The sequence below is a fragment of the Streptomyces sp. NPDC000878 genome (assembly GCF_053599695.1).
In genome coordinates, this window is sequence record NZ_JBSFMT010000096.1 from 1 (window position 1) to 18,702 (window position 18,702).

The 18,702-nt window shown below is 68.6% G+C and carries 21 protein-coding genes; 10 read left to right on the forward strand and 11 right to left on the reverse strand.

What is annotated here, in order from left to right:
* Positions 1-109: 109 nt before the first annotated feature.
* The 3 genes from ACWDR4_RS44810 to ACWDR4_RS44820 all read right to left on the reverse strand — a co-directional run bounded on the left by ACWDR4_RS44810 (position 110) and on the right by ACWDR4_RS44820 (position 2,804).
* Positions 110-1,141 (reverse strand): alanine racemase, encoded by a 1,032-nt coding sequence (locus ACWDR4_RS44810; protein WP_450417297.1) that lies wholly within the window; start codon positions 1,139-1,141, stop codon positions 110-112.
* 67 nt (positions 1,142-1,208) lie between these two features.
* Positions 1,209-2,330 carry a peptidoglycan bridge formation glycyltransferase FemX gene (femX, locus tag ACWDR4_RS44815; RefSeq protein WP_450417299.1) on the reverse strand — a complete coding sequence of 374 codons (1,122 nt, stop codon included), beginning with the start codon at positions 2,328-2,330 and terminating at the stop codon, positions 1,209-1,211.
* Positions 2,331-2,489: 159 nt separating this feature from the next.
* Positions 2,490-2,804, reverse strand: a complete 315-nt coding sequence (locus ACWDR4_RS44820) for a hypothetical protein (RefSeq protein ID WP_450417301.1) — start codon at positions 2,802-2,804, stop codon at positions 2,490-2,492.
* 265 nt (positions 2,805-3,069) lie between these two features.
* On the opposite strand from ACWDR4_RS44820, the gene rpsF reads away from it, so the two are divergent.
* The 4 genes from rpsF (at position 3,070) to rplI (ending at position 4,826) form a co-directional block, all read left to right on the forward strand.
* Positions 3,070-3,360 carry a 30S ribosomal protein S6 gene (rpsF, locus tag ACWDR4_RS44825; protein ID WP_006381649.1) on the forward strand — a complete coding sequence of 97 codons (291 nt, stop codon included), beginning with the start codon at positions 3,070-3,072 and terminating at the stop codon, positions 3,358-3,360.
* Between the two features lie 80 nt (positions 3,361-3,440).
* Positions 3,441-4,067, forward strand: coding sequence for a single-stranded DNA-binding protein (locus tag ACWDR4_RS44830; RefSeq protein WP_450417303.1), 627 nt, complete (start codon positions 3,441-3,443; stop codon positions 4,065-4,067).
* 57 nt (positions 4,068-4,124) lie between these two features.
* Complete coding sequence (gene rpsR / locus ACWDR4_RS44835) at positions 4,125-4,361, forward strand: 30S ribosomal protein S18 (RefSeq protein WP_006381652.1); 237 nt, start codon at positions 4,125-4,127, stop codon at positions 4,359-4,361.
* Between the two features lie 18 nt (positions 4,362-4,379).
* Positions 4,380-4,826, forward strand: a complete 447-nt coding sequence (rplI, locus tag ACWDR4_RS44840) for a 50S ribosomal protein L9 (RefSeq protein WP_318322612.1) — start codon at positions 4,380-4,382, stop codon at positions 4,824-4,826.
* Between the two features lie 190 nt (positions 4,827-5,016).
* On the opposite strand, the gene ACWDR4_RS44845 is transcribed toward rplI, so the two are convergent.
* Complete coding sequence (locus ACWDR4_RS44845) at positions 5,017-6,354, reverse strand: MATE family efflux transporter (protein WP_450417306.1); 1,338 nt, start codon at positions 6,352-6,354, stop codon at positions 5,017-5,019.
* Between the two features lie 459 nt (positions 6,355-6,813).
* Between ACWDR4_RS44845 and dnaB the strand changes: the two genes are divergently transcribed.
* Positions 6,814-8,289, forward strand: coding sequence for a replicative DNA helicase (gene dnaB, locus ACWDR4_RS44850; protein WP_389349219.1), 1,476 nt, complete (start codon positions 6,814-6,816; stop codon positions 8,287-8,289).
* A gap of 65 nt (positions 8,290-8,354) precedes the next feature.
* Positions 8,355-9,740 (forward strand): serine hydrolase domain-containing protein, encoded by a 1,386-nt coding sequence (locus ACWDR4_RS44855; protein ID WP_450417308.1) that lies wholly within the window; start codon positions 8,355-8,357, stop codon positions 9,738-9,740.
* Between the two features lie 107 nt (positions 9,741-9,847).
* On the opposite strand, the gene ACWDR4_RS44860 is transcribed toward ACWDR4_RS44855, so the two are convergent.
* Entirely contained in the window at positions 9,848-10,300 is a 453-nt protein-coding gene (locus ACWDR4_RS44860; protein WP_450417310.1) for a GNAT family N-acetyltransferase, read from the reverse strand.
* 42 nt (positions 10,301-10,342) lie between these two features.
* Positions 10,343-11,209 carry a GNAT family N-acetyltransferase gene (locus ACWDR4_RS44865; protein ID WP_450417312.1) on the reverse strand — a complete coding sequence of 289 codons (867 nt, stop codon included), beginning with the start codon at positions 11,207-11,209 and terminating at the stop codon, positions 10,343-10,345.
* A 162-nt stretch (positions 11,210-11,371) separates the two neighbouring features.
* On the opposite strand from ACWDR4_RS44865, the gene ACWDR4_RS44870 reads away from it, so the two are divergent.
* Positions 11,372-12,004 (forward strand): HAD family hydrolase, encoded by a 633-nt coding sequence (locus tag ACWDR4_RS44870; protein WP_450417314.1) that lies wholly within the window; start codon positions 11,372-11,374, stop codon positions 12,002-12,004.
* Positions 12,005-12,418: 414 nt separating this feature from the next.
* A complete protein-coding gene (locus ACWDR4_RS44875; protein ID WP_450417316.1) occupies positions 12,419-14,113 on the forward strand; it encodes a globin domain-containing protein in 1,695 nt (564 codons plus the stop codon).
* A gap of 15 nt (positions 14,114-14,128) precedes the next feature.
* Here ACWDR4_RS44875 and ACWDR4_RS44880 read toward each other — a convergent pair whose 3' ends face one another.
* From ACWDR4_RS44880 to ACWDR4_RS44900, 5 genes are all read right to left on the reverse strand, one after another.
* Positions 14,129-14,611 carry an NUDIX domain-containing protein gene (locus ACWDR4_RS44880; protein ID WP_450417318.1) on the reverse strand — a complete coding sequence of 161 codons (483 nt, stop codon included), beginning with the start codon at positions 14,609-14,611 and terminating at the stop codon, positions 14,129-14,131.
* Positions 14,612-14,768: 157 nt separating this feature from the next.
* Positions 14,769-15,674: a LysR family transcriptional regulator gene (locus ACWDR4_RS44885; RefSeq protein ID WP_450417320.1), complete on the reverse strand. Its 906-nt coding sequence runs from the start codon at positions 15,672-15,674 to the stop codon at positions 14,769-14,771.
* Positions 15,675-15,899: 225 nt separating this feature from the next.
* Positions 15,900-17,069, reverse strand: coding sequence for a cystathionine gamma-lyase (locus tag ACWDR4_RS44890; RefSeq protein ID WP_450417322.1), 1,170 nt, complete (start codon positions 17,067-17,069; stop codon positions 15,900-15,902).
* Complete coding sequence (locus tag ACWDR4_RS44895; RefSeq protein WP_450417324.1) at positions 17,066-17,557, reverse strand: low molecular weight protein-tyrosine-phosphatase; 492 nt, start codon at positions 17,555-17,557, stop codon at positions 17,066-17,068. Before ACWDR4_RS44895 ends, ACWDR4_RS44890 begins: the two co-directional genes overlap by 4 nt.
* Before the next feature lie 9 nt (positions 17,558-17,566).
* Complete coding sequence (locus tag ACWDR4_RS44900; RefSeq protein WP_235476858.1) at positions 17,567-17,944, reverse strand: phage holin family protein; 378 nt, start codon at positions 17,942-17,944, stop codon at positions 17,567-17,569.
* 48 nt (positions 17,945-17,992) lie between these two features.
* On the opposite strand from ACWDR4_RS44900, the gene ACWDR4_RS44905 reads away from it, so the two are divergent.
* On the forward strand, positions 17,993-18,310 hold the full coding sequence (locus tag ACWDR4_RS44905; RefSeq protein WP_235476859.1) for a cupin domain-containing protein: 318 nt from the start codon (positions 17,993-17,995) through the stop codon (positions 18,308-18,310).
* Between the two features lie 173 nt (positions 18,311-18,483).
* Positions 18,484-18,696, forward strand: coding sequence for a DUF5326 family protein (locus ACWDR4_RS44910; RefSeq protein WP_006373816.1), 213 nt, complete (start codon positions 18,484-18,486; stop codon positions 18,694-18,696).
* The last annotated feature ends 6 nt before the right edge of the window (positions 18,697-18,702 follow it).

Below are 18,702 nucleotides of genomic sequence, written 5' to 3' on the forward strand. Positions count from 1 at the left end.
CGTCCGCGAGCTGCACACGTACTACGTGGTGGCGGGCGGGGTGCCGGTGCTGGTGTACACGGACTCCGTGTACGGCCCTTCGCACGACCCTCAGCTGTGCGGTCAGCGGTCAGCGGTCGACGATTCGGTCGAACTGCGTGGTGGTGTGCCGCAGATGGGCCACCAGCTCCTCGCCGACCTTCGGCTCCGGGGCGTCCGAGGGCACGAAGAGGATCGAGACCTGCATGTGCGGCGGCTCGGCGAACCAGCGCTGCTTGCCGCCCCAGACGAACGGGGCGAGGTTCCGGTTGACGGTGGCGAGGCCGGCCCGGGCGACGCCCTTGGCGCGCGGCATGACGCCGTGCAGCGCCTTGGGGGCCTCCAGGCCCACTCCGTGCGACGTACCGCCCGCCACGACCACCAGATAGCCGTCCGAGGCGGCCTTCTGCTGCCGGTAGCCGAAGCGGTCGCCCTTGGCCACGTGTGTGACGTCCAGGACCGCGCCGCGGTACTCCGTGGCCTCGTGGTCCCCCAGCCACAGCCGGGTGCCGATACGGGCGCGGAAGCGGGTCTGCGGGAACTGCTGCTGAAGCCGTCCGAGGTCCTCGGCCTTGAGATGGCTGACGAACATGGTGTGCAGGGGCAGCCGGGCCGCGCGCAGCCGGTCCATCCAGCCGATGACCTCCTCCACGGCGTCCGAACCGTCGGTGCGGTCCAGCGGCAGGTGGATCGCGAAGCCTTCGAGACGTACGTCCTCTATGGCGGCGTGCAGTTGGGGCAGCTCCTGCTCGGTCACCCCGTGGCGCTTCATGGAGGACATGACCTCGATGACGACACGGGCGCCGACGAGGCCGTGCACCCCGTCCACCGACGACACCGAGCGGATGACGCGATCGGGCAGCGGTACGGGCTCCTCGCCCCGTCTGAAGGGCGTCAGCACCAGCAGGTCGCCGCTGAACCAGTCCTTGGTCCGCGCGGCCTCGTACGTCGTGCCGACGGCCAGGACGTCCGAGCCCAGCCGCGTGGCCTCCTCCGCCAGCCGCTCGTGCCCGAAGCCGTAGCCGTTGCCCTTGCAGACCGGGACGAGCCCCGGGAACTGCTCGGACACGTGCTTGTGGTGCGCACGCCAGCGCGCGGTGTCGACGTAGAGCGTGAGCGCCATGGCCGGGACCTGGAACCTTTCTCGTGGCTGCGATCTATTCAGAGGTACGAACGGAAGTTTCGGGACGTCAGCGGCGCGACATGTAGATGTCGAGCGCCTTGTGGAGCAGCTTGTTGAGCGGGAAGTCCCACTCGCCGAGATACTCGGCAGCCTGCCCACCTGTGCCGACCTTGAACTGGATCAGGCCGAAGAGGTGGTCCGTCTCGTCCAGCGAGTCCGAGATGCCGCGCAGGTCGTAGACGGTGGCGCCCAGTGCGTAGGCGTCGCGCAGCATCCGCCACTGCATGGCGTTCGAGGGACGGACCTCACGGCCGATGTTGTCCGAGGCGCCGTACGAGTACCAGACGTGTCCGCCGACGATCAGCATCGTCGCCGCCGACAGGTTCACTCCGTTGTGGCGCGCGAAGTAGAGCCGCATACGGTTGGGGTCCTCGGTGTTGAGGGCCGTCCACATGCGCTGGAAGTACGACAGCGGGCGGGGCCGGAAGTGGTCGCGCACCGCCGTGATCTCGTACAGCCGCTGCCACTCCTCCAGGTCGTGGTAACCGCCCTGGACGACCTCGACACCGGACTTCTCGGCCTTCTTGATGTTGCGGCGCCACAGCTGGTTGAAGTTCTGGTGGACCTCTTCCAGCGAACGGTTCGCCAGCGGCACCTGGTAGACGTAGCGAGGCTGTACGTCGCCGAAGCCGGCCCCGCCGTCCTCGCCCTGCTGCCAGCCCATGCGGCGCAGCTTGTCGGCGACCTCGAAGGCGCGCGGTTCGATGAAGTCGGCCTCGATGTCGCGCAGCCGCTTCACGTCCGGGCTCTGGATGCCCGCCTTGATGGAGGGGGCCTCCCAGCGCCGGATGATCACCGGCGGGCCCATCTTCACGGAGAAGGCGCCCTGCTGCTTGAGGTGCGCCAGCATCGGCTGGATCCAGTCGTCGAGATTCGGCGCGAACCAGTTGATGACCGGGCCCTCGGGCAGATACGCGAGATACCGCTTGATCTTGGGCAGCTGGCGGTACAGCACGAGACCCGCGCCGACGATCTCGCCCGTCCGGTCGTCGAACCACCCGAGGTTCTCGGAGCGCCACTCCGCCTTGACGTCTGCCCAGGCCGGAACCTGCATGTGGCTCGCCGACGGCAGGCTCTGGATGTACGCCAGATGCTGCTCTCGGCTGATCGTCCTCAGGGTCAGGCTCATTCGGGGCGCTCCTCGGGCTGGTGTGTCCCCATGGGTACAGGGGCTCCGGCTCTCGCGCCGAAGCCTACTGCGCCCTGCGAGCGCCTCGTCTGGCCGTATGGCCGTATGGCACCTGTGCCCCGGCCCTGCGTCGGCCGGGGCACAGGGGGACGGCCCGCGTCAGCCGATCACGCCGCCGAAGAGGCCGCCGTGCGCCATGCCGAGGAAGAAGCCGACCGCTGCGGCGCCGAGGCCCAGGATCAGCCCGAAGCGTTCACGGGTCGTCTCCGAGACGAACTGTCCGTACGCGCCGGTGAGGATCCCCACCAGGCCGGTCCAGGAACTGAACAGATGCAGACTGTGGAACATCGCCGTGACGAAGGCCGTCACCCCGAGCACCAGGGTCACAGCGAGCAGGCTGTCCTGGAGGGGATGGGGCTTGCCGTCGGTGGCGAAGAGGGATCCGGCGGTGTTGGGTCGCAATGCCTGTGCCATGTGGCACCTCCTGCGGAAGGCGGCGCATCGTAGCGCCATACACACCCGATGTGTACAGATTGACGGTCACCGGGGGCTGATTTCAACCGGAAGCCGCTGTGCGGGTACTCTGTACCGTCTGCACCGGTGTCTGCCCAGGCCATGACGAGGAATCCCTTCCGGGAACTCCGATTGTCAGTGGTCGCAGCTACCGTTGCGTACGCATCAACAACCCTCCTGCCACGGAACGACCGTGGCCGCTGAGTCCAAAGGAGGTGGGTTCCACATGCGTCACTACGAAGTGATGGTCATCCTCGACCCCGAGCTGGAGGAGCGCGCTGTCGCCCCTCTGATCGAGAACTTCCTCTCCGTCGTCCGTGAGGGCAACGGCAAGGTGGAGAAGGTCGACACCTGGGGCCGTCGTCGTCTCTCGTACGAGATCAAGAAGAAGCCCGAGGGCATCTACTCGGTCATCGATCTGCAGGCTGAGCCCGCGATCGTCAAGGAGCTCGACCGCCAGATGAACCTGAACGAGTCGGTCCTCCGGACCAAGGTCCTCCGCCCCGAGACCCACTGAGCCTCCCGCTCAGCTGGTCCCGGGATTTCGAGTAGCAGCACCAAAAGCAGCCAGCAGCAAACCCGCCGAGAGGTTCCCCTATGGCAGGCGAGACCGTCATCACGGTCGTCGGCAATCTTGTCGACGACCCCGAGCTGCGCTTCACCCCCTCCGGTGCGGCGGTCGCGAAGTTCCGTGTCGCGTCCACCCCCCGCACCTTCGACCGGCAGACGAACGAGTGGAAGGACGGCGAGAGCCTGTTCCTGACCTGCTCGGTCTGGCGTCAGGCGGCGGAGAACGTGGCCGAGTCGCTCCAGCGAGGCATGCGCGTCATCGTGCAGGGCCGGCTGAAGCAGCGGTCCTACGAGACCACGCAGGGCGAGAAGCGCACGGTCTACGAGCTGGACGTCGACGAGGTCGGCGCCAGCCTGCGCAGTGCCACGGCCAAGGTCACCAAGACCGCCGGCGGCGCCGGCCGTGGTGGCCAGGGTGGTTACGGCGGCGGCGGCGGTGGCGGTGGCGGCCAGCAGGGCGGCGGCTGGGGTGGAAACTCCGGCGGTGCTCCGCAGGGCGGCGGCGCTCCGGCCGACGACCCCTGGGCGACCGGCGCTCCCGCCGGTGGCAACCAGGGCGGCGGTGGCGGTGGCGGTGGCGGCTGGGGTGGAAACTCCGGCGGTGCCAGCAGCGGTGGCGGTGGCGGCGGCTACTCGGACGAGCCCCCCTTCTAGGCCTTCGGGCCGAGGGCGGGTCGTACCCACACTTCTTGATCACACAGGAGAAACACCATGGCGAAGCCGCCTGTGCGCAAGCCTAAGAAGAAGGTCTGCGCTTTCTGCAAGGACAAGGTCCAGTACGTGGACTACAAGGACACGAACATGCTGCGGAAGTTCATTTCCGACCGCGGTAAGATCCGTGCCCGCCGCGTGACCGGCAACTGCACGCAGCACCAGCGTGACGTCGCCACGGCCGTCAAGAACAGCCGTGAGATGGCGCTGCTGCCCTACACGTCCACCGCGCGATAAGGGAAGGGTGACCGACTAATGAAGATCATCCTCACCCACGAGGTCTCCGGCCTCGGCACCGCGGGCGATGTCGTCGACGTCAAGGACGGCTACGCTCGCAACTACCTGATCCCGCGGAACTTCGCGATCCGCTGGACCAAGGGTGGCGAGAAGGACGTCGAGCAGATTCGTCGCGCTCGCAAGATCCACGAGATCCAGACCATCGAGCAGGCCAACGACATCAAGGCCCGCCTCGAAGGCGTCAAGGTCCGTCTGGCCGTCCGCTCCGGCGACGCCGGTCGTCTCTTCGGTTCCGTCACCCCGGCCGACATCGCCACGGCGATCAAGGCTTCCGGTGGCCCCGAGGTCGACAAGCGCCGTATCGAGCTGGGCTCCCCGATCAAGACGCTCGGCGCCCACGAGACGTCGGTGCGTCTGCACCCCGAGGTTGCCGCCAAGGTCAACATCGAGGTCGTCGCTGCCTAAGGGCCGCGCTCGCTGAAGCAGTTGTGGGGCCGCATCCTCAGGGATGCGGCTCTTCTGCGTGCCCTGGTTGCGTGAGCAAGCCGAGCACACCGATGTTTCACGTGAAACAGCAGGAACTGGTCGATGTTTCACGTGAAACAAGGGAGACGGAGTAGAGCGTGGTTCAGCGCGCTCGGCGCTCTCCGTGAGTTCAGCGGGTGGCGCCCGTGACCATCCAGCGGCCCGATCGGGCTCGCAGCCACAAGGTCAGCATGCGGACGGTCATCATGAGCGTCATCGCTCCCCAGAGGGCGGTGAGGCCGCCGCCGAGAGTCGGCACGAGCAGGGCCACCGGTATGAAGGCGGCAAGCGTGACCAGCATCGCCCCGGCCAAGTAGGGGCCGTCGCCCGCACCCATCAGTACGCCGTCGAGGACGAAGACGATCCCGCAGATCGGTTGGGACAACGCGACCACGAGCAGGGCCGGCAACGCGGCGTCCTTGACCACGGAGTCACTGGTGAACAGCGACATGAACAAGGGACGGCTGACGATCACCAGCAGACCGAGCACGACTCCGGTGGCGATGCCCCACTCGACCATGCGGCGGGAGGCTTCGCGTGCGCCCTGGGTGTCGTTCGCGCCGAGGTAGCGCCCGATGATGGCCTGCCCGGCGATGGCGATCGCGTCGAGCGCGAAAGCGAGCAGGCTCCACAAGGACAGAATGATCTGGTGCGCGGCGACGTCCGCGTCCCCGAGCCGCGCGGCGACGGCCGTGGCGATCATCAGGATCGCCCGCAGGGAGAGAGTGCGGACCAGGAGTGGTGCGCCCGCCTGGGCGGAGGCCCGTATCCCCCTGATGTCGGGGCGCAGCGAGGCGCCGTGCCGACGGGCGCCGCGGACGACGACCGTCAGATAGGCCGCCGCCATGCCCCACTGCGCGATGACGGTGCCCCAGGCGGAGCCGGCGATGCCGAGGTCCGCGCCGTAGACGAGGCCCGCGTTCAGGGCGGCGTTGGCGACGAAGCCCGCTACGGCCACGTACAGCGGGGTTCTGGTGTCCTGGAGGCCACGCAGAACGCCGGTGGAGGCGAGGACGACGAGCATGGCCGGGATGCCGAGCGCCGAGATCCGCAGATAGGTGACCGCGTACGGGGCAGCGGTGTCCGAGGCGCCGAAGAGGTCCACGAGTGCGGGTGCCGAGGGCAGGACGACGGCGATGACGGCTGCACCGAGCAGCAGGGCGAGCCAGATGCCGTCCACACCCTGGCGGATGGCGGCTTGGAGATCGCCCGCACCGACGCGTCGGGCGACGGCGGCCGTGGTGGCGTACGCGAGGAAGACGAAGACGCTGACGGCTGTGGTGAGGAGGACAGAGGCGATGCCGAGTCCGGCCAGTTGAGCTGTGCCGAGATGGCCGATGATCGCGCTGTCGGCCATGACGAAGAGAGGCTCGGCGACGAGTGCGCCGAAGGCGGGAACGGCCAGTGCGACGATCTCTCGGTCGTGCCGGCGCCGGGTCGCCCTGGGTGCAGCTGGAGCCTGTGTCATGACCACCAATCTAATCTTCCACAGGTAAGAGATGCAATGCGCTTGTGACTATTACCTCTCCTCTTGAGGTGTGCGCTGCCGTGTGCCGCTTGTGGAGATCTTGGCCCAATGGGGAAACTTTTTCTTCTGCACAGCCGGTGGATGGGAAACACGCTGGTCAGAGGTGGTTTGTCGGAAGTCGCGAAAGCTTGTTCACAGGGCTGTCCACCGGGTCGTGCACAGGTTTTGCCGAGTTCTCCACAGCATCCGGGCCGTCGTCCACATGGCCTGTGGATAACCAGATTGGCTGACGGTGCCGACGGGCCTACGGTGGTGCGGCGCCCGCTCCTTCCCTCGGCCTCGGAAACGTCACAAAACCGACGCGCCGGAACCGGAGTTGGGCCTCTTATTTGTCAGTGCCGTGCCGTAGAACAGAGAAGCACGGCGAGGTCCGCTCGGCGGACGGGAGGAGGTGGCTCGGTGAGTATTTCCGAGCCCTTGGACGACCCGTGGGCCGACAGCGGTCCCAGTGATCGTCTGCCCGCCTCCCGGCAGCGCCGCGAAGGGGGCCGGGGCCGCGACGAACAGCACGACCGCGGCCGCGAGAACGGCGCGTGGGAGAGTGAGGGCACGTCCTTCGAGCGGGTACCACCGCAGGACCTCGACGCCGAACAGTCCGTCCTCGGCGGCATGCTCCTGTCCAAGGACGCCATCGCCGACGTCGTCGAGGTCCTGAAGGGCCATGACTTCTACCGGCCCGCGCACGAGATCGTCTACGGGGCGATCCTCGACCTCTACGCGAAGGGCGAGCCGGCCGACCCCATCACGGTCGCGGCCGAACTCACCAGACGGGGCGAGATCACCAAGGTGGGCGGCGCTCCCTATCTGCACGCGCTGGTGCAGACGGTGCCGACAGCGGCGAACGCCGAGTACTACGCGGAGATCGTGCACGAGCGCGCGGTCCTACGGCGCCTGGTCGAGGCCGGAACCCGCATCACCCAGATGGGATACGCGGCCGACGGAGACGTCGACGAGATCGTCAACAGCGCCCAGGCCGAGATCTACGCGGTCACCGAGCAGCGCACCACCGAGGACTATCTGCCGCTCGGCGACATCATGGAGGGCGCGCTCGACGAGATCGAGGCGATCGGCTCGCGTTCGGGGGAGATGACCGGTGTGCCCACCGGGTTCACCGACCTCGACCAGCTCACCAACGGGCTGCATCCCGGACAGATGATCATCATCGCGGCTCGCCCCGCCATGGGTAAGTCGACGCTGGCGCTGGACTTCGCTCGCGCCTGTTCGATCAAGCACAACATGCCCAGCGTGATCTTCTCCCTCGAAATGGGCCGCAACGAGATCGCCATGCGTCTGCTGTCCGCGGAGGCACGCGTGGCCCTTCACCACATGCGCTCCGGCACGTTGACCGACGACGACTGGACCCGGCTCGCCCGCCGGATGCCGGACGTGTCGGCCGCGCCGCTGTACATCGACGACTCCCCGAACCTGTCGATGATGGAGATCCGCGCCAAGTGCCGCCGCCTCAAGCAGCGCGCGGACCTGAAACTCGTGGTCATCGACTACCTCCAGCTGATGCAGTCCGGCGGCAAGCGTTCCGAGAGCCGCCAGCAGGAGGTCTCCGACATGTCGCGAAACCTGAAGCTCCTGGCCAAGGAGCTGGAGCTGCCGGTGATCGCGCTCTCGCAGCTGAACCGTGGCCCTGAGCAGCGCACGGACAAGAAACCCATGGTCTCCGACCTGCGTGAGTCCGGCTCGATCGAGCAGGACGCGGACATGGTGATCCTGCTGCACCGCGAGGACGCGTACGAGAAGGAGTCACCGCGCGCGGGCGAGGCGGACATCATCGTCGGCAAGCACCGAAACGGCCCGACGGCGACGATCACGGTCGCCTTCCAGGGCCACTATTCGCGCTTCGTGGACATGGCCCAGACGTAGGACCGGGTCCGCGGCAGAGGGGAAATGCGCTCGACGCAACGCGGCCCGGCCGATGAACTTGCCCCATGACAACACCTCAGGACGACCTTCTTCCCGGTACGCGGCGGGCGTTGCTGCACCGGATCGCTGTTGCCCAGAGTCAAGGGCGGGCGCCGTCGTTGGTCGCGGCGGTGGTGCGGGGCGGGGAGACGGTGTGGACGGGGGCGCGGAGTTCGGTGGAGGGCCAGGTGCCCGATGCCGACGTGCAGTACCGGATCGGTTCGATCACCAAGACCTTCACCGCCGTACTGGTGATGCGGCTGCGCGACGAGGGACTGCTCGATCTCGTCGACCCGCTGGAGAAACATCTGCCGGGTACCGGTGCGGGGGAGGCCACCATCGCCGAACTGCTCGCGCACACCGGTGGGTTGGCGGCCGAGTCACCCGCTCCCTGGTGGGAGCGGACGCCCGGATCGCTGCGGCCCGAGCTGGCCGACGTACTCGGGGAGCGGCCGTTGCTGCATCCCGTGGGCCGGCGTCACCACTACTCGAACCCCGGTTACAGCGTCCTCGGCGCGCTGGTCGAGGAGGTGCGCGGCGCTCCGTGGGAGGACGTGCTGCGGCGTGAGGTGCTCGAACCCCTGGGGCTGGAGCGGACCAGCGGGCAGCCGCAGGCACCGCACGCGGGCGGGTGGGCGGTGCATCCCTGGGCCGACGTGCTGCTGCCGGAGCCGGCCGAGGACCTCGGGCGGATGGCGCCGGCCGGTCAGCTCTGGTCCACCGCAGGGGACTTGGCACGCTTCGCGGTCTTCCTCGCCAAGGGGGACGACCGGGTGCTGAGCGCCGCGTCCGTTGCTGAGATGCGTACGCCGGCTGCTCCGCCCGAGGAGGCGGACTTGGCCGCAGGTGCGGCGTACGGCCTCGGTATGCAGGTCCAGTACCGGGACGGCCGGATGCTGGTGGGGCACGGCGGCTCGCTGCCCGGCTTCCTGGCGAGCCTCACCATCGGCGTGGCGGACGACCTCGCGGCTGTCGTCCTGGCCAACTGCACCTCCGGTCCGCCGGTGTCCGCGGTCGCCGCCGACCTCGTGAGGATCGTCGCGGAGGCCGAGCCTCGGATTCCCGAGCCGTGGCGACCGTTGCCCGAAGTCGACAGCTCCGTACTGGAGTTCGCGGGCCAGTGGTACTGGGGGACCACCCCCTATGCCCTGCGACTGACGGTCGACGGGGGTGTCTCGCTGGGGCCCTTGACCGGTATCGGCCGCCGCTCGCGCTTCAGGGCGAACGGCGACGGAACCTGGACGGGGCTCGACGGCTACTTCGCCGGAGAGCTTCTGCGGGCCGTACGGCGGCCGAACGGGACCGTGGACCACCTGGACCTCGGGTCGTTCGTCTTCGTGCGTCAGCCGTACGAGGAGGGGGCTTCTGTGCCGGGTGGGGTGGATCCGGAGGGGTGGCGCGGGATCCGGTAGGTGCCGGCTGCGGGAAAGCGTCATGTTTCACGTGAAACATGACGCTTTCCCGGTCGAAGGGAGGCTTGTGCGTGAGTCTGCTGGCGTCGGTCGCCAGGCCGGGGTGCTCAGAGCTGGAGTTTGAAGCCCACGTGCGAAGGCGTGAAACCGAGCCGTTCGTAGAAGCGGTGGGCTTCTGTGCGAGTGATGTCCGACGTCAGCTGAACCAGCTGACAGTTCTCGCGGCGTGACGTGTCGATCGCCCACTCGATGAGCTGCGTGCCCAGGCCGCTGCCGCGTTCGGCGGCGTGGACACGCACGCCCTCGATGATCGACCGGGTCGCGCCCTTGCGGGACAGCCCGGGAACGATCGTGAGCTGCAGCGTGCCGACCACGTGCCCCTCGCGGACCGCGACGACCATGTGTTGGTTCGGGTCTGCGGCCAGACGGTTCAGCGCGGTGTAGTACGGGGTCAGGTCGTCCGGCGATTCGCGCTGCGCGCCCAGCGGGTCGTCGGCGAGCATGCCGACGACCGCGGGAACGTCCTCCGTCGTCACGGGCCGTATCTCAAGATCTCCCATGGCCGCAGCCTATGCGGGCAGATTCCTTCTCGCCGCGGGTCCTCAGCCCGCCGCCACCGTCAGTGGTGCGAACCGTCGCGTCCAGTCACCCGGCAGTTCCGAGATTCCGTACGTCATCACCGCGTTGAAGCTCAGGGGTGCCAGCCCGCGCTCCTTCACCCACGCCAGCAGTTCCTCGTGCCGTACGTCGATGTCCGTTCGCAGCGGGCGGTCGGTGCGGGCGGCGAGTGAGGCGAGGAGCGCCTTCGCCGTCTCCGTGTCGCGGGCGATCAGCGGGCCGACGACCTGGGTGTCAGCGGTCGGCCAGGCCGCCGTGTAGCCGATGATCCGGCCCTCCTCCTCGGCGACGCGCAACTGGTCGGCGAAGGCGGGCAGCCGGGTGATGATGTGCGTGCGGTCGGTACCGAACACCTCCTCGTCCAGCCGGATGATCCTGGCGAGATCGTCGGCCGTGGCCGCGCGTGTGCCGACCTCGGACTCCGGCCCGTGCGGTGTGAAGCGCCCGCGCACCATCTCGGCCTTGCCGGTCACCTTGAAGCCGAGTTCCTCATAGAGCGGACGGCCGTACGGGGTCGCGTGCAGCGTCAGCGGCGTCGTGCCCATCGCGGCGATGACGTGGTGCATCAGCCGCCGTCCGATGCCCTGACGGGCGTGCCGCTCGGCGACCAGCACCATGCCGATGGCACCCAAGTCGGGGTTTTCGTACGGCCCGTACTCGGTGACGACGCATGCGGCGACCAGTCCGCCGCCGGGGTCGTCGATGCCGTAGCCCTTGCCGGCCGTGAGGAGGAGGCCCCACTTGTGCTCTTCGCGGGGCCAGCCCCGGTCCTCGGACAGGTCGGCGCAGGCGATGAGATCGCGGTGCGTCAGACGGCGGATGGGCAGATCAGCGGGGGAAGGAGTCGGCACGCAGGTCAGGCTGTCCGACCGGTGCCCCTGGCGTCCACCTGTTTGCGGTCGGACGCACGTTCTTTTGGCCATGTCGTGCCGGTCCGTACAGCGCATGGACAGATGTTTCACGTGAAACGCTGGGCATCGGTCATCGGGCGACAGGTCCTAGTCTCGGCACACATGACGCGACTGCATCTCTTCGACCTCGACGGAACGCTGCTGCATGGCTCGGCCGCCCCTGTCGAGATATCCCGGCAGCTGGGGCTCGACCGCGAAATAGCCGAGTTGGAGCGGGACTTCGTGATGGGACGGGTCGAGCCGGCGGAGTATGCCCGGCGGGTGCGTCTCCTCTGGGCGGAGCTGACCGAGGCGCATGTCGACGCGGCCTTCGTGGGAGCGCCGTGGCTACTGCGGATCAGGGAGACCTGGGCCGAGATCAGGGACCGAGGGGAGTACTGCGCGGTCGTCTCCCTGTCGCCCTCGTTCTTCGTCGAACGTCTGACGGGGTGGGGCGCGCATGCGGCGCACGGTTCACGCTTCCCCGCGGTGCCCTTCACGGAGCCGCTGGATCCCAGCGGCATCCTGACGCCTGCGGCCAAGGTGGAGATCGCGGACCGGCTCTGCGGGCAGTTCGGTCTGACCCGGGCCGACTGTGTCGCGTACGGAGATTCGCTCTCCGACGTGGAACTCTTCGGGGCGGTGCCGGTCTCTGTCGCGGTCAACGCGGACCGTCATCTGGCGGGTCTCGCGACTCACACCTACGCGGGGCGGGATTTGTGGGATGCCTATGAATTGGTGCGCGGCGCCCGGTAATTGAGGGAATTGATGGTTCGCCCCTCGCTCTTTCACGGCGAAGAAGGGCGGGACTTGTGTGCGCGGCGACGGCCGGTATGGTCGACTCCGGTTCTTGTCCTCATCGGGGGGCGTATCCCGCACACGCGGCGGGAGCAGGGCAATGCAGCCTAACGGGACGGAGAGATCGAAGACTCGCATTTCCGGTTACACGGTGGAGGCGTTCGTCCATGGTGGGACGCTGCGGTGAGAGCACTGCGGTGATTGTCACACTCTGGCCTTACTTGTCCGTACGGGACGGTAATCCAGGTTGAATGTGGCCGCATTGGACAGAGGCCGACCGGGGAAAAGCAAGCCGTCAGCGGGGGAACGCGGGCACATTCCGACCGAGGAAGTGCGCAGACCGACCGAAAGATGTTCGAGGCGAGGCAGACCATGGACGCTCCGACCACCACGTCCGCCGACAACGGCACTTCCGGCGGCAGCGGCGGGGGCGGCTGGTTCAAGCCGCGCAAACAGCCGGAGGCGCCCGCGGGCGGCGACCAGGAGGCGACGGAAGGCAGTCGGCTGGCCGCGCTGCGTCCCGTGGGCAGGCTCGGTACGGGCGGCGCCCCGAGCCCCTCGCAGGACGACAGCGCCCGTCCGGCCGTGGCCGAGCCCGTGCCGGAGCAGGAACGAATACCCCAGCCGTCGACTCCCGAGCCCCCGGCGGCCCCTCCGACTCCCGCGCCCCTGCCTCCCCTGCCCCTCGCTCCCGCGTCACCGCTCCCCGCGCCTTTCGCTCCCGTGCCATCGGCCACCGAAGCCCTGACGCCCCCGCCCTTCGCCCTGCGGCCCCCGGCATCAATACCCCCACCCCCGGCATCAGTGCCCCCGGCTTTCGAAGCGCCAGTTCCCGTACCCGAGCCCGCTCCCCCCGCACCACCCGCCCGTCCCCGTCCGGAGCCGGCCCCCGTCGCCACGCCCTCTCCGGAGCCGTCCCCTGTCGCCACCCCCTCCGAGCCCCTCCGGGAGGCGTCCTCGGACGCGGTGCTCATCCGGCGGACCATGGCCGTGGTCGGTCCTGTCGCCGACAAGACCACCTCGTACTTCTACGCGCTCCTCTTCGTCCGTCACCCCGAACTGCGCTCGCTGTTCCCGGCCGCGATGGACACCCAGCGGGACCGGCTGCTCAAGGCACTGCTCACCGCCGCCGAGCACATCGACAACACCGAAGTGCTCGTCGCGTATCTGCAGAACCTCGGCCGGGGCCACCGCAAGTACGGCACCCGGCCCGAGCACTACCCGGCGGTCGGTGAGTGCCTCATCGGCTCGCTGAGCCGGTACGCCGCCGAGATCTGGAACCCGGAGACCGAGGCGGCCTGGGTGCGGGCGTACACGACGATGTCGCAGGTGATGATCGACGCGGCGGCCGTCGACGAACTGCGCGCTCCGGCCTGGTGGTACGGGGAGGTGGTCTCGCACGACCTCAGGACCCCGGACATAGCTGTCCTCACCGTCCGGCCCGACCAGCCGTACCCGTTCCTCGCCGGGCAGTACACGAGCCTGGAGACGCCCTGGTGGCCCCGCATCTGGCGGCACTACTCCTTCGCCTCGGCGCCCCGCTCCGACGGTCTGCTGTCGTTCCACGTCAAAGCGGTGCCCGCGGGTTGGGTCTCCAACGCGCTGGTGCACCGCGCCCGGCCCGGCGACATCGTCCGGCTCGGCCCGCCCGCCGGCACGATGACCGTCGACCACACCACCAACAGCGGCCTGCTCTGTCTGGGCGGGGGCACCGGCATCGCGCCCATCAAGGCACTGGTCGAGGATGTCGCCGAACACGGTGACCGGCGGCGGGTCGAGGTGTTCTACGGCGCCCGTACGGATGTCGACCTCTACGACATCGACACCATGCTGCGCCTCCAGCAGAACCACCCCTGGCTCGCCGTACGTGCGGTCATCGACGAGCAGGCGCATCTCCAGCTCCCCGACGCCGTACGGGAGTACGGGCCCTGGTACGAGTACGACGCCTATCTCTCGGGCCCGCCCGGGATGATCCGCAGCGGTGTGGACGCGTTGCGGCGAGCCGGGATCCCGGCGGAGCGGATCCGTCACGACTCGGTGGAGGAACTGGTCGTCACCGGGAACTGACCCGCGTGCGCGCTGTCAGCCCAGGTCGGGTGCGTGCATCGCTCGTACGCCCTCGATGTTCCCGTCCAGATAGTGGCGCAGCGACAGCGGCACGAGGTGGACGGAGGCGATGCCGACCCGGGTGAAGGGGATACGGACGATCTCGTACTCGCCGCAGGGCTCGTCGACTTCGGGGCCGTGGCGCAGTGAGGGGTTCATGGACTCCAGCCGGCAGACGAAGAAGTGCTGCACCTTCACGCCCGTGGCGCCGCCGTCCGCGCCGATGTGCTCGACGGTGTCCACGAAGCAGGGCACCACGTCGGCGATCTTGGCGCCCAGTTCCTCGTGCACTTCACGGTGCAGGGCGTCGACGACGGTTGTGTCGTCCGGTTCGACCCCGCCGCCCGGAGTGAGCCAGTAGGGATCGACCCCCGGTTTGGTCCGCTTGATGAGGATCAGGTCATTGCCATCGAGCAGGATGGCGCGTGCGGTGCGCTTGACCACGGGTCGGACGGTCATGGGAGAAATGTGGCCCGACATGTTCCACGTGAAACATGTCGGCTCCCCACGAAGCGTTCTCGGCCGCGCAAAGATGCTCGACCCGCACGAACGAAATGCCTGTTTCACGTGAAACATCGCAGAGATCCGCAGAGGGATCACCGAGATCCATGGAGGCTCAGCCCCAGTCGGCAGCCGCGCGCTGGAGCCACTCGTGTGCCCGCGCGATATGGGGCATCGCCAGCGTGCCGGTGCGGACCACCAGGAAGTACGTCCGCAGTGGGGGCACCGCCGGATCGAGCAGGGCAACCACCTCTCCGCGCTCCAGCGCGGGTGCGCACAGATAGCGGGGCAGTACCGCGAGCCCCGCGCCGGCGGCGGCGCACGTGAGCACCGCGCGCAGGTCGGGCACGATGACGGTTCCCGAGGCCGCCGGGCGGGAGTCGAAGACGGAGGCCCAGTAGCGGGCGATGAAGGGCAGCGACTCGTGGACCTCCACCACAGGGAGGTTCTCCAGGACGGACGCCCCCTTGCGGCGCAGTTTCCCGGGGCCGAAGTGGCCGACCCAGCGCGGCGCGGCGACCAGGACGTGCTCCTCGTCGCAGAGCGCAGTCGCTGTCAGCAGGGAGCCGCGCGGACGGGCCGTACTGATGGCCAGATCGTGATGTCCGGCGGACAGCCCCTCCAGGGTTTCCTCGGCATTGCCGAACGAGACACGCAGCGCGAAGCCCTGGCCGTCGTCCCCGGTCAGTTCCGTCAGTGCGGGAAGCGCGCGCTCCGCGGTGAACTCCGGTGGCCCGGCCAGATGCAGTGTGCGTACGGAGGAGTCCTCGTCGAGCCCGGTCTCGGTGATCTCCACGAGCGCGTCGAGATGCGGCGCGGCCTTGTGCGCGAGTTCGTCGCCGATGGTCGTGGGGGTCACGCCACGGGCCTGGCGCAGGAACAGAGGGCGCCCCAGCTGTCGCTCCAGGGTGCGGATCTGCGAGGTGACGGCAGGCTGCGAGAGGCCGAGCAGGGCGGCGGCACGGGTGAAGGAGCCGGCGCGGTGGACGGTCACGAAGGTGCGCAGCAAGGCCAGGTCCATGGCGCGCCCTCCCCTTCTCTGCCTTTCTCCCGGCCCCCCGGCCGCGCCCAACTATAAATAAGTCGATAGGTCTCTGTCGCTACAGTGATTGGACACTGACACAGAGTCAACTAGCCTTGCTTGCGCGGTTCTTCACGCGCGGAACCGCGGCGGTCCGAGCCACGAGGGGGGAGGCTCGGACCGCCGTGCGGGCAGCGGAGCACCTCTCCGCTCCGCACCGAGTGGTCAGTTCGCCGACTCCTCCAACGCACGCAGCACATCCGCGACCAGGTCCTCCGGGTCCTCGGCGCCGACCGAGAAGCGAACGAAGCCCTCAGGCACGGCGTCCCCGCCCCACCGGCCGCGTCGCTCGGCCGTGGACCGCACCCCGCCGAAGCTCGTCGCGTCGTCCACGAGCCGCAGCGCGCCGAGAAAACGGTCGGCACGCGCGCGCGTGGGCAGCACGAAGGAAACCACACACCCATAGCGCCGCATCTGCCGCGAAGCGATCGTGTACGAGGGGTCCTCCGGAAGCCCCGGATAGCGCAGACCGGTCACCTCGGGCCGCCCGCGCAGGGCCTCGGCGAGGGCCAGCGCCGTGGCGTCCTGCCGGTCGACGCGCAAGGGGAGCGTGGCGATCGACCGGTGCGCGAGCCAGGCCTCCATGGGCCCGGGAATCGCCCCGACGATCTTGCGCCATCGCCGTACTGCGGCCATCGCGGAGGCGTCCGTCCCGGTGACGTAACCGAGCAGCACGTCGCCGTGCCCGGTGAGCTGCTTGGTTCCGCTGGCCACGGAGAAGTCGGCACCGAGTTCCAACGGGCGCTGACCGAGCGGTGTCGCCAGGGTGTTGTCGACGGCCACGAGACAGCCACGCGCGTGTGCCGCCTCGGCCAGCCGTCGTACGTCGCACACGTCGAGTCCGGGGTTCGACGGGGTCTCGATCCACAGCAGCCGCGCACCGTCGAGAACGTCGAGCTGAGCGTCGCCGCCCGTCGGAGCGGTGCGCACCTCGATGCCGTACGCCTCCAGTTGGGCCCGCACCAGGGGCAGCGCCTGATAGCCGTCGCCGGGCAGGACGACCGCGTCCCCGGTGCGCAGCTGGGAGAAGAGCACCGACGACACGGCGGCCATGCCGGAGGCGAAGACGAGCGTCTCGACGCTGTCCCGCCCCGGAGCCTCCAGCTCGCCGATGGCGCGCTCCAGCAGCGTCCAGGTGGGGTTCTCGTCGCGACCGTAGGTGTACGGGCCGGTGGGGTCGCCCGGCAGGTGGTAGTGGGCCGCGAACACCGGACCGGGGAGGGCCGGTTCGTACTTGACCGGCTCGGGCAGCCCCGCCCGCACCGCGCGCGTGCCGTCACCCGTACCCGGGTTCGCACGTGCGCCCGAATCCTCGTTCGCAGCCGGATCGCTCATGCCGCCCGTCCCTCCGCTTCCGCCTGTACCGCGGCGAGCAGGCCCGCACTCGCCGTCTCCACCATCTCAAGGCACTCCTCGAAGCCGTCCATACCCCCGTAGTACGGGTCCGGGACGTCGAGATCAGCGCCTGCGGCCGGATCGTACGAGCGCAACAGGCGCACCTTTCCCGAGTCCTCCTCGGTGGGCGCGAGACTGCGCAGCGCCTTGAGATGGCCCGCGTCGAGCGCGATGACCAGGTCGAGGCGGGCGAACCAAGCGGCCCGGAACTGACGGGCCGCGTGGTCGCCTTCGTAGCCGGCCGCCGCCAGCACGGAGACCGTGCGCGCGTCCGCGCCGTCGCCCTCGTGCCAGCCGCCTGTGCCGGCGCTGTCGACCTCGACCAGGCCGGCCAGCCCGGCCTCCTCCACGCGCGCGCGGAAGACCGACTCCGCCATCGGGGAGCGGCATATGTTGCCGGTGCAGACAAAGCAGACACGGTAGGTCATCGGGAGTCCTCAGTCCTCGTCGGGCAGGACGATGTGCAGCGCCCAGGAGACGATCGAGATGATCAGGCCGCCCAGAACGGCCGTCCAGAAGCCGTCCACATGGAAGCTCAGGTCGAACTTGTCGGCCAGCCACGAGGTGAGCAGCAGCATCAGGGCGTTGACCACCAGGGTGATCAGGCCGAGCGTGAGGATGAACAGCGGGAAGGTGAGCACTTGCAGGATCGGCTTGACCAGGAAGTTCACCAGGCCGAACAGGAGCGCGACGACAAGCAGTGTGCCGATCTTCTTGCCCGTGTTGTCACCGGTCAGGGTGATCTTGTCGAGCACCCACACGGCCACGCCGAGAGCGCCCGCGTTGGCGATCGTCTTGACTACGAAATTCTTCATGTGTCTGATCGTTGCAGACGAGATCGGTTACGAGTGTGGGCGAGGGCGATGAAGGCATTCCGGTTGGATGAACTGGAGGCGGAACGTGCCGCCAACGACGGCGCCTACCTGCAGTTCCTGCACGAACGGAACATGTCGGTCGGCCTGTACGCACTGGACGCGGGCGAGCACGACCCGCAGCAGCCCCACAGTCAGGACGAGGTGTACTTCGTGGTCAGCGGGCGCGCCGCGATCACGGTCGGCATGGAGACGACCCAGGTGGCGCGTGGCAGCGTCGTGTACGTGCCGGCCGGGGTGGCCCACAAGTTCCACCACATCAGTGAGGATCTGCGGGTCATGGTGATCTTCTCTCCGCCCGAGAGGTGACCCGCGGCCTCAGGGTTCCCTAGGGGTTCGATCAGGGGAGGACAAGGGATGCGAGGCCCCCGCCGGGCCCTTCTCCGGCCCTAGCATCGAAGGCGGAACATCGAATGTCCCGGCACGAGCGAAGGGCACAGGCCCCGGCGGATGCGACGGGCGGAGAAGTAAGGAAAAGGGCGATGCGAGAGATCTTCGCGGGAATGCCGTGGTGGGTGAAGTGGGTCGCGGTGCCGGTCATCGCCCTCGTCGTGTTCGGCGGGCTGATAGCGACCGTCGTCGGCTTCGTCATCGGCCTGCTCTTCAAGGCGCTGGTCTTCGTCGCCCTGGTCGGCGGACTCATCTACGTCGTACGGAAGTTCATGTCGAGTTCGTCGTCGCGCAGCGACTGGTGACCGCCG

Excerpts from the sequence above, each read along its gene's own strand:
- rpsF (WP_006381649.1), top strand. The coding sequence starts at position 3,070 with ATGCGTCACTACGAAGTGATGGTCATCCTCGACCCCGAGCTGGAGGAG.
- ACWDR4_RS44830 (WP_450417303.1), top strand. The coding sequence starts at position 3,441 with ATGGCAGGCGAGACCGTCATCACGGTCGTCGGCAATCTTGTCGACGAC.
- ACWDR4_RS44855 (WP_450417308.1), top strand. The coding sequence starts at position 8,355 with ATGACAACACCTCAGGACGACCTTCTTCCCGGTACGCGGCGGGCGTTG.
- ACWDR4_RS44810 (WP_450417297.1), bottom strand. The coding sequence starts at position 1,141 with ATGGCGCTCACGCTCTACGTCGACACCGCGCGCTGGCGTGCGCACCAC.
- ACWDR4_RS44890 (WP_450417322.1), bottom strand. The coding sequence starts at position 17,069 with ATGAGCGATCCGGCTGCGAACGAGGATTCGGGCGCACGTGCGAACCCG.
- ACWDR4_RS44905 (WP_235476859.1), top strand. The coding sequence starts at position 17,993 with ATGAAGGCATTCCGGTTGGATGAACTGGAGGCGGAACGTGCCGCCAAC.
- ACWDR4_RS44880 (WP_450417318.1), bottom strand. The coding sequence starts at position 14,611 with ATGACCGTCCGACCCGTGGTCAAGCGCACCGCACGCGCCATCCTGCTC.
- ACWDR4_RS44885 (WP_450417320.1), bottom strand. The coding sequence starts at position 15,674 with ATGGACCTGGCCTTGCTGCGCACCTTCGTGACCGTCCACCGCGCCGGC.
- ACWDR4_RS44845 (WP_450417306.1), bottom strand. The coding sequence starts at position 6,354 with ATGACACAGGCTCCAGCTGCACCCAGGGCGACCCGGCGCCGGCACGAC.
- ACWDR4_RS44900 (WP_235476858.1), bottom strand. The coding sequence starts at position 17,944 with ATGAAGAATTTCGTAGTCAAGACGATCGCCAACGCGGGCGCTCTCGGC.
- femX (WP_450417299.1), bottom strand. The coding sequence starts at position 2,330 with ATGAGCCTGACCCTGAGGACGATCAGCCGAGAGCAGCATCTGGCGTAC.
- rplI (WP_318322612.1), top strand. The coding sequence starts at position 4,380 with ATGAAGATCATCCTCACCCACGAGGTCTCCGGCCTCGGCACCGCGGGC.
- ACWDR4_RS44860 (WP_450417310.1), bottom strand. The coding sequence starts at position 10,300 with ATGGGAGATCTTGAGATACGGCCCGTGACGACGGAGGACGTTCCCGCG.
- ACWDR4_RS44895 (WP_450417324.1), bottom strand. The coding sequence starts at position 17,557 with ATGACCTACCGTGTCTGCTTTGTCTGCACCGGCAACATATGCCGCTCC.
- ACWDR4_RS44820 (WP_450417301.1), bottom strand. The coding sequence starts at position 2,804 with ATGGCACAGGCATTGCGACCCAACACCGCCGGATCCCTCTTCGCCACC.
- rpsR (WP_006381652.1), top strand. The coding sequence starts at position 4,125 with ATGGCGAAGCCGCCTGTGCGCAAGCCTAAGAAGAAGGTCTGCGCTTTC.
- ACWDR4_RS44870 (WP_450417314.1), top strand. The coding sequence starts at position 11,372 with ATGACGCGACTGCATCTCTTCGACCTCGACGGAACGCTGCTGCATGGC.
- ACWDR4_RS44875 (WP_450417316.1), top strand. The coding sequence starts at position 12,419 with ATGGACGCTCCGACCACCACGTCCGCCGACAACGGCACTTCCGGCGGC.
- ACWDR4_RS44910 (WP_006373816.1), top strand. The coding sequence starts at position 18,484 with ATGCGAGAGATCTTCGCGGGAATGCCGTGGTGGGTGAAGTGGGTCGCG.